At 66.1% G+C, this 7,412-nt stretch carries 7 protein-coding genes; 2 read left to right on the top strand and 5 right to left on the bottom strand.

Going from position 1 to position 7,412, the window contains the following annotated elements; translation table 11 throughout:
• Positions 1–81: 81 nt before the first annotated feature.
• The 4 genes from ACE3T5_RS07610 to ACE3T5_RS07595 are packed head-to-tail and all read right to left on the bottom strand — an operon-like array spanning position 82 to position 3,897.
• Positions 82–1,593 carry an Eco57I restriction-modification methylase domain-containing protein gene (locus tag ACE3T5_RS07610; protein ID WP_374666119.1) on the bottom strand — a complete coding sequence of 504 codons (1,512 nt, stop codon included), beginning with the start codon at positions 1,591–1,593 and terminating at the stop codon, positions 82–84.
• Complete coding sequence (locus ACE3T5_RS07605) at positions 1,590–2,084, bottom strand: DUF4411 family protein (RefSeq protein ID WP_374666117.1); 495 nt, start codon at positions 2,082–2,084, stop codon at positions 1,590–1,592. The genes ACE3T5_RS07610 and ACE3T5_RS07605 overlap by 4 nt, the downstream gene beginning before the upstream one ends.
• Positions 2,081–3,232, bottom strand: coding sequence for an ImmA/IrrE family metallo-endopeptidase (locus tag ACE3T5_RS07600; protein ID WP_374666115.1), 1,152 nt, complete (start codon positions 3,230–3,232; stop codon positions 2,081–2,083). The genes ACE3T5_RS07605 and ACE3T5_RS07600 overlap by 4 nt, the downstream gene beginning before the upstream one ends.
• Positions 3,229–3,897 (bottom strand): N-6 DNA methylase, encoded by a 669-nt coding sequence (locus ACE3T5_RS07595; RefSeq protein WP_374666113.1) that lies wholly within the window; start codon positions 3,895–3,897, stop codon positions 3,229–3,231. The genes ACE3T5_RS07600 and ACE3T5_RS07595 overlap by 4 nt, the downstream gene beginning before the upstream one ends.
• A gap of 237 nt (positions 3,898–4,134) precedes the next feature.
• On the opposite strand from ACE3T5_RS07595, the gene ACE3T5_RS07590 reads away from it, so the two are divergent.
• Complete coding sequence (locus tag ACE3T5_RS07590; RefSeq protein WP_374666111.1) at positions 4,135–5,778, top strand: alkaline phosphatase family protein; 1,644 nt, start codon at positions 4,135–4,137, stop codon at positions 5,776–5,778.
• A 112-nt stretch (positions 5,779–5,890) separates the two neighbouring features.
• On the opposite strand, the gene ACE3T5_RS07585 is transcribed toward ACE3T5_RS07590, so the two are convergent.
• A complete protein-coding gene (locus tag ACE3T5_RS07585) occupies positions 5,891–6,670 on the bottom strand; it encodes a helix-turn-helix domain-containing protein (protein WP_374666109.1) in 780 nt (259 codons plus the stop codon).
• 108 nt (positions 6,671–6,778) lie between these two features.
• Here ACE3T5_RS07585 and ACE3T5_RS07580 point away from each other — a divergent pair, with 108 nt between their 5' ends.
• On the top strand, positions 6,779–7,351 hold the full coding sequence (locus ACE3T5_RS07580) for a DUF1579 domain-containing protein (protein WP_374666107.1): 573 nt from the start codon (positions 6,779–6,781) through the stop codon (positions 7,349–7,351).
• The last annotated feature ends 61 nt before the right edge of the window (positions 7,352–7,412 follow it).

The following is a 7,412-nucleotide window of genomic DNA, read 5'->3' as shown; positions in this document are numbered from 1 at the left end:
AGGCGGATGACCTGAACTCGTCTTTCGTGCCGCGCCTCGCGCGGCAGCGATCTCATGTCGGCTGTTTCCATCACTGGTGGATCATGGCGGGGCGCAAAAGTTCAAGTTATTTGTTGCCGGATCAATAAGCGGAAGGTCAGGAATGAAGGCATACACGTTCTTCGGGGCATCCTGCGTGGACTTTCGGAGTGAAACGAGGAACCTAGCAAAACGTGTTCGCAGGTACATCGCGTAGTTCTTCGCTTCAATCTCAGAGTCGAATACGCCCGCAACAACATAGCTCTCGGTGCAGGCAGACCCGGGCTCGGCAACGATCGGCTTACTGAGAAACTTGGTTTCGACTGCTGCGCTTGTTCCCTGGACGCGAGTCATAAGCACCTTCCACTTGTCTACCCAAGCCGAGTTCGCTGGAATCGCAGAGCGTTCGACCCAGGTGATCTTCTGCGAGCCAAAGAGCTTGACGGGCTTCTTCAACCCTTTCTTGTCCGCTTTGCCGTGGAAAAACGTCCGAAGTCCGAAAGGCTTTTGACTGGACACTCGCTCATCAAGAGTTGCCTCTTTCTTCGCCTTGACTTTCCCCAGAATCGGCACGGCCTCATTCCGCCGCACCAGAATGCCGTATTCGTCAAGGTGGCGTGCGACAGCGGGCCCCGTCGGTTGACCATCCCAGATCGTCTGCACCTCACAAGGCCCATGATGTTCCCGATCCCACAGGAAGTACGAGATGCCACCGCGAATCTTGACGCCGGGGAAGCCCTCGTAGAGCTTGGGATAGTCCATGATGCGGCGCATCCGCTTGTCTGACAGCATCCGCTCGCGGTACTTGTCGAGGCCTTTGCCGCCTGCCATCCAGCGTGATGGCGTCACGAACACCGCGTAGTGCGGGTCGAGATCAAGTGCCTTTTCGACAAACAGCTGGTAGATCGGCGCGGCGCTGGTGCCGTAGCCGCCGTCATCCAGTTGATACGGTGGGTTGCCAATGATCACGTCAAACTGCATGTTGCCCCCAAAGATCTCGCCGATGCGAGCCTGGATATCGTCGTTGTGAATGAACGCGTAGGCATGCGTTTCCAGGCCGTCGCCGCGGTCCAGCGTCTTCTGGCTGGCACCACAGTACGCACACTTGCCGTCCAGCCAGGTGTGTTGCATCCGTTCGAACCAGATGTTCCCGGCCTGGGTTTTGAATCCCCGCGCAATGGAATGCTTGCCGTTCGCGTGCTTGGTGCAGTAAACGCTGCGCCTCGCCAGCATACTGGTCAGTTGGGTGATGCCAATGCCGAACACCTGCTTGGTCAGGATGTGGTCGACGCGCTCCTGAAGGTCAGGAATCTTCTTCGCCAGGCCCCGGGTCAGGCGGCTGGTGATCTCGCGCAGGAACACGCCGGACTTGGTGCACGGGTCCAGAAACTTGACGGACTTGTTGGCCCACAGCTCCGCACCCTTGTGGTCGGCCGCCCATGCTTCGGCCAGCGTATCGAGCATGCGGTTGGCGAACTCCGGTGGCGTGAACACCTCGTCGTTCGACAGGTTGGCAATGCACGTCAGCACGTCCGGGTTGCGCCCGCGCAGCGCAAAGCTGGCTTGCTCGGTCATAGGTGGGCTCCCAGAACGAAACGGGCGCGTTCGATGCGCAGCATCTGATGGGGCTGCATGAAGCGGACGCCCAGGCCGAGGCAGACGTTGGGAATCTTGATGCGTGCAGGTGAGTTGGCCACCACCTCGTGCGTGACCACGACATGCTGGCCCGCCAGCGCATGCGCTATCGAGTAGAAGTCGGCGGCCTGCAGAAACTGGTTGACGGCGGCTGGGGTGTATTGCTGTCCCGCTGCCCAGGTGCTCACCTGGGTGAACTGAGGGGCGAGGGATGCCGGGGTGCGACGAAACAGGTATTGGCCTTGCTTGCTGGCCCAGTCTGAAACGTCGTCCTGCCCGGCCTCGATCTCGTCGGCGACCTTGTCAATGCTGAACACGACGCCAGCGTTGCCGTTGTGGACCAGCCAATCCCAGAAGGCGGGGCAGAAGTCCAGGCCGTAGTGCTGGTTGTTGGCGGACATGAAGACGTTGGCATCCAGCAGGTAGCTCACGCAGTGACCCCCAACTCTTGCGCCGCCTGGTAGAAGGTGGCCGTCTTGCGCAGGCCCAGCATGCGGTAGGCCTCCGGAAAGGAGGTCAGACCTTCCAGCGTGCTCGCCACGATGGCGCGGGCGAACCGCTTGCTGGTGCGGGCCCCCAGGCTACGGTAGAAGTCACCGCCAGAGCTTGCACGTTCTTTCAGTTGCCGCAGACGTTCTTGCTCTTCGCGGTAGTGCTGCCACAGTGCAGCCCGGCTGATGTAGCCAGCATCGAACAGGCGCCGCAAGGCGACCAGCGTGCTGACCTTGAACTCGCGAGCCAACCGCTGAATCTCATCGAGAATCGGCGCGTTGGGCCTGTAGGTGGCTTGCAGTTCTGCCATAGGCATCAGCAGTTCGGCTGCCACCTGATTGCACCAGCGCTCGGTGTCCTGCTCAGGCACTTCGCCTGCCTGGGCGTCAGAGACGCCGGTTGCACCCAGCCAGACATGGGCCAGTTCATGTGCCAAGGTGAACATCTGCGCCGCCTTGCTGTCTGCGCCGTTCACAAAGACCAGGGGGGCCAAGTGATCGGTCAGGGCGAATCCGCGGAATTCACCTACGTCCAGCTTCCTGTGGCTGTTGCTGCCGACTACCGAGCTGACCATGACCATCACGCCGGCGTCCTCTGCCTTGGTGATGAGATCGCGAAGCGCGTCCGACCAGGTGGCAAGTTGGCGGCGAGCCGCGGCAGAAAGCCCCAAAGTGGTCCGAAGGTGCTGTGCCACGGATTCGGGAGCGTCTTGCAGGCTGGCGCTGCCCACAAACGGCAGAGCAGACAGGCCATGTAGGCGCGCGTGATCGCGGTACCAGTCTTGCCGCTGCTGACACAGATAGAGCGTATCCAGCAGATTGCTGCTGGGTTCAGCCAGCTCCTTGTCTCGCAGGGTGCGAAAGTCCCGCACTGGCAGCGCCAGCACCGGCGGCTGGGGCAGGAAGAAGTAGCCGATGGCTGTGTGCGTCAGTCGCGCGAAGTCTTCCAACTGCTTGAGCGTGGGTTGGGCGTCACCGGCCAGCCAAAAGGGCCACTTGGCAAACCGGGCCGTGAGCTCTTCATTCGTCAAGCGCGCGCGTGCTGCTGCCCAACGCAGGACAGGAATGGACGCGGCGATCTTCGTCATGCCTCGGCCTGGGGCAAAGCCGCGGGCGCTGCAGGCGCGCACCGTGCTGCCAGATCAGTGACGCTCATGGGTGGCCAGGTCTTCGCCGGCGTGAAGATCTCGTGCTTGCCCAGGTGCGCAAAGAGCGAGTCCTCAGCGCTGAACGCCGACGAGTGGGTGAGGATGTCGAAGCGGAAGTCGCGGCGCTGGAACTTGCCCTTGCCCAGGTAGCCCCATTCCGCAAAGGTGATCGGCGCATGGCCGCTGTCCTTCATGGTCAAGGCGTCACCATGCACTAGGTTGACGGACAGCACATGGGAGGCCGCGCGATACAGATCCGCGTCCTCTTCCAGGCCCAGGTACTCGGCAAAGATGTCCAGCAGGTTGGCGCGGCACTCGGCGATGTTGTCCGGCAGCAGTTCAATGCCGTAGATGCACATCAAGCCGAGCAACGCGTAGTGCTGACGTTCAAAGTCCGACTTGCCGTACTTGTGTTCGACGGCGACCAGCTTGCGCGCTAGCACTTTGACCAGGAAGTTCCCGCTGCCACAGGCGGGCTCCAGGAAGCGGGCGTCGATCCGCTGGGTTTCATCCTTCACCAGGTCAAGCATCGCCTCGACCATCCACGCGGGGGTGAAGACCTCCCCGTGGTCGGCAACGCGTTGTTTGGACTTGACGAGGCTCATCGCTGCATTTTGGCCCAGGTGGCGGGCAGGTTTGGGCGGTTCCGCTACTCTACTTCCTCTGCCGACTCGTCTTGCCAGTTCCCGGGCCTGGGCCTTGCTGCATCTCGCACATGAGGCGCAAAGCGCTGGGATTGCGCTGCGCTCCATCCCAGCCTACGGGGTGATGGGAACCGCTCGTGTCGTCGCCTCCGCAAAAACCCCCACACGCTCTTCGGGTTCGCGCACTACCCTGGGGCCATGACCTTCCGCATCCGACTCAGCCTGACCGCGGCGGCGCTGGCCCTCGCCGCCTGTTCCACGGGTCCCGTCGCACCCGCGGCGCCACCGCCCAGGCTCGTGGTGTTCCTGGTCATCGACGGCCTGCCCATGCGGCAGGTGATGGACTACCGCGACCAGCTGGCCGCGGATGGCTTCGCGCGCTTCCTGGCGCGCGGCGCCTGGTTCTCCAACACGCACTATCCCTACGCCTTCACCGTCACGGCCGCGGGCCATGCCACCATGCTGACCGGTGCCACGCCCAGCCGCACCGGCATCATCGGCAACGAGTGGCGCGACATCCGCACGGGGGATGCCGTCTACAACACCGGCGACACAGCCCACACCTACATCGGCCACAAGACCAACGCGCTCGACGGCACCAGCCCGCGCAACCTGAAGGCCGAGACCGTGGGCGACGTGCTGCGCCGTGTGAAGCCGGCCTCCCGGGTGATCGGCATCTCGGGCAAGGACCGCGGTGCCATCCTGCCCGCGGGCCATACCGGCACCGCGTACATGTACATGGGGCAGACCGGGCAGTTCGCCTCGACCACCTACTACATGAAGGAGCATCCGGCGTGGGTGAAGGCGTACAACGACGCCCGCCCGGCGGATCGCTACTTCAAGACCGAGTGGAAGCCGCTGCTGCCGGAGGCGGCCTACGCCCGCTCGGTGCCGGACAGCCAGCCCTGGTTCGGCCCGCGCGGCGGCAAGCTGCCCATGCTGATGGGCGTGGCCGCCGACGACAAGCCCGGCCCGGCCTTCTACAACGCGTTGCTGCGCAGCCCGTTCGCCGATGCGCTCGCGCTCGACTTCGCGCGTGCCGCCATCGCGGGCGAGCAGCTGGGCCAGGACGATGCACCGGACATCCTGTCCGTCAGCCTCTCGGGCCACGACTACGTCAACCACACGTGGAGCGCCGAGTCGCGCATCTCGCATGACCACCTGCTGCAGCTCGACCGCCTGCTGGAAGCCTTCTTCCGCGATCTCGACGCCAAGGTCGGCCGTGACAACTATCTCGCCGTGCTGACCGCCGATCACGGCTTCATGCCGGCGGTGGAGGTGGTGCAGTCACGCGGCCACAACGCCGGCCGCGCATCCGGCACGCAACTGCTGGGCCGGGTGAATGCCGCGGTCGAGAAGGAGCTGGGCGTGCCCAAGGCCGTGCGCTTCATCTCCGCCTCGGGCCTGGCGCTGGACCGGCTGGCGATCACCGCCGCCGGCAAGGATTTCGACGCCGTGGCCGACGCGGTGCGCCGGCACATCAGCGCCGAGCCCTTCATCGCCGCGGCGTACACGCGCCGCGAGCTGGAGAGCAACAGTCGCGCGGGCGCACCTTACTTCGACGCCATGCGCCGCAGCTGGCACAAGGACCTGTCGGCCGATGTGCAGATGGCACTGGCGCCGCACTGGATGTTCGGCTCCAGCTCGTCGATCGCCACCCATGGCTCGCCGCACCCTTACGACACGCATGTGCCGCTGCTGTTCTGGGGGCCGAAGTGGGTGGCACCCGGCGAGCGCAAGGCGCGCGCCGAGGTGGTGGACATCGCCCCCACGCTGGCCGGCCTGCTCGGCGTGCCGGTGCCGGCGCTGTCGGAGGGCAAGGCGCTGGCGCTGGGGCGGTAGCTGCGAAACGCTGGGGTGGGGGGGGGGGGGGGGGCGGCGCCCGCCCCCCCCCCCCCCCCCCAACCCCAGCGTTCCCCCCGATGCGCGCCTACCGCCCCGCCAGGCCAGCCGATCACGCCACCCCCAGATGCTCGATGCGGCGCAGGTAGGCCAGCGTCAGCCCGGGCGGCCAGCCGAAGAACTCCATGAACTCGCGGCTCATGTGCGGCTGGTCAGCGAAGCCGGCCCCGGCGGCAATGTCCGCCGCACCGGGCGCGCCGCGCGCCAGTGCGAGCAGGCACGCATGCCGAAGGCGGCGCAGGCGGGCCAGCTCCTTGGGCTGCAGGCCCACGGCCGCCTCGAAACGCCGCAGGGCCTGGCGGTAGCCCAGGTTCACCTCCGCGGCCAGGGCCTGCACCGCGAGGCGGCCGTGCGCGTGGACGATGCGTGCCACCATGGCTTCCACGGCGGTGTCGAGGGGCGGCGCGTTCGCCAGCCATTGAGCGGCCTGCTCCGCCAGCCTTGACAGCGCCTGGCCTTCCTCGTCGCAACCCGCCAGCGCGGCCCGCAGGGCCGCGGCGCGGGCAGGGTCCTCGGTGTCCATCACGCCGCGACGATCCCGCCAGCGGTTCGCCGGGCCGGGCAGGAACAGCGTGGCACCCACGGGCGTGGCGCGCAGGCCCAGGTACAGCACGCCGCGCTGCACCGGCACACGCAGCGCGCTCAGCGTGGGCCCGACGAGTGCCACATGCCGCACCTGGCCCGAGGCCAGGGCCACCGCCAGCAGCGCGCCGCCATCTGGCGGCACAGCATGCTGCGGCACCTCTGCGTCGCCCGGCGCCAGCCGGAACGACCACAAGGCCGCGATGTGGCGGGCCAGGGCAGGCGGCGGGGGCTGTTCGCGGTAGTGCATGGCGTGTGGCGGCTGGCCGCAGTGTGCGTCCGCCCGTCACTTTTGTTCAAGACGGTGAGGGGTTGACGGGCGAAGATCCGGTGCATCGCGATCCAGAGGGAACCGTCCATGTCATTCGCCCACCGCCTGTTCATCGTTCTTGGCCTCGGCTGGACCCTGGCGCACGCCCAGGGCTTCAACCCGGTCGCCCTGCAGCAGGCGCAGCGCGAGGCCCTGGCGCCGCTGGCCGTGTTCGATGGCGAGTGGCGCGGCACGGCGCGCACGCTGCTGCCCTCAGGGCAGTGGATGGAGCTGACGCAGACCGAGCGCGTGGGGCCGATGCTCGACGGCACCCTGCGCGTGATCGAAGGCCGTGGCTACGACGCGCAGGGCCAGCTGCGCTTCAACGCCTTCGGCGTGATCTCGTACCGGCCGATGCAGAAGGCCTACGGCTTCCACTCCTACGCGATGGGCTTCGAGGGTGACCATGCGATGGAGTTGCTGCCCGACGGCTTTGTCTGGTCGGTGCAGGCGGGACCGAACGCGCGCCTGCGCTATACGCTACGGGTGGTCGATGGTCAGTGGCAGGAGTACGGGGAGCGGCTGGTGGAAGGCCAGCCGCCGCAGCGCACGTTCGAGATGACGTTGCAGCGCATCGGGCCCAGTACCTGGCCGGCGGCGGGGTTTGTGCCGCCGAGGTGAGGCATCGCTGGGGTTGCGCTGGGGCTCCACCCCAGCCTACGAGGATCCCAGTTGCACGCTC

Source organism: Ramlibacter sp., assembly GCF_041916345.1.
Lineage (GTDB): Bacteria > Pseudomonadota > Gammaproteobacteria > Burkholderiales > Burkholderiaceae_C > Ramlibacter.
Note: the sequence above shows the minus strand (reverse complement) of the source record. Positions and strands in the feature narration are given on the sequence as shown.

Coding starts and splice junctions, on each gene's coding strand:
- ACE3T5_RS07590 (WP_374666111.1), top strand. CDS start 4,135: ATGACCTTCCGCATCCGACTCAGCCTGACCGCGGCGGCGCTGGCCCTC.
- ACE3T5_RS07600 (WP_374666115.1), bottom strand. CDS start 3,232: ATGACGAAGATCGCCGCGTCCATTCCTGTCCTGCGTTGGGCAGCAGCA.
- ACE3T5_RS07580 (WP_374666107.1), top strand. CDS start 6,779: ATGTCATTCGCCCACCGCCTGTTCATCGTTCTTGGCCTCGGCTGGACC.
- ACE3T5_RS07610 (WP_374666119.1), bottom strand. CDS start 1,593: ATGACCGAGCAAGCCAGCTTTGCGCTGCGCGGGCGCAACCCGGACGTG.
- ACE3T5_RS07585 (WP_374666109.1), bottom strand. CDS start 6,670: ATGCACTACCGCGAACAGCCCCCGCCGCCTGCCCTGGCCCGCCACATC.
- ACE3T5_RS07595 (WP_374666113.1), bottom strand. CDS start 3,897: ATGAGCCTCGTCAAGTCCAAACAACGCGTTGCCGACCACGGGGAGGTC.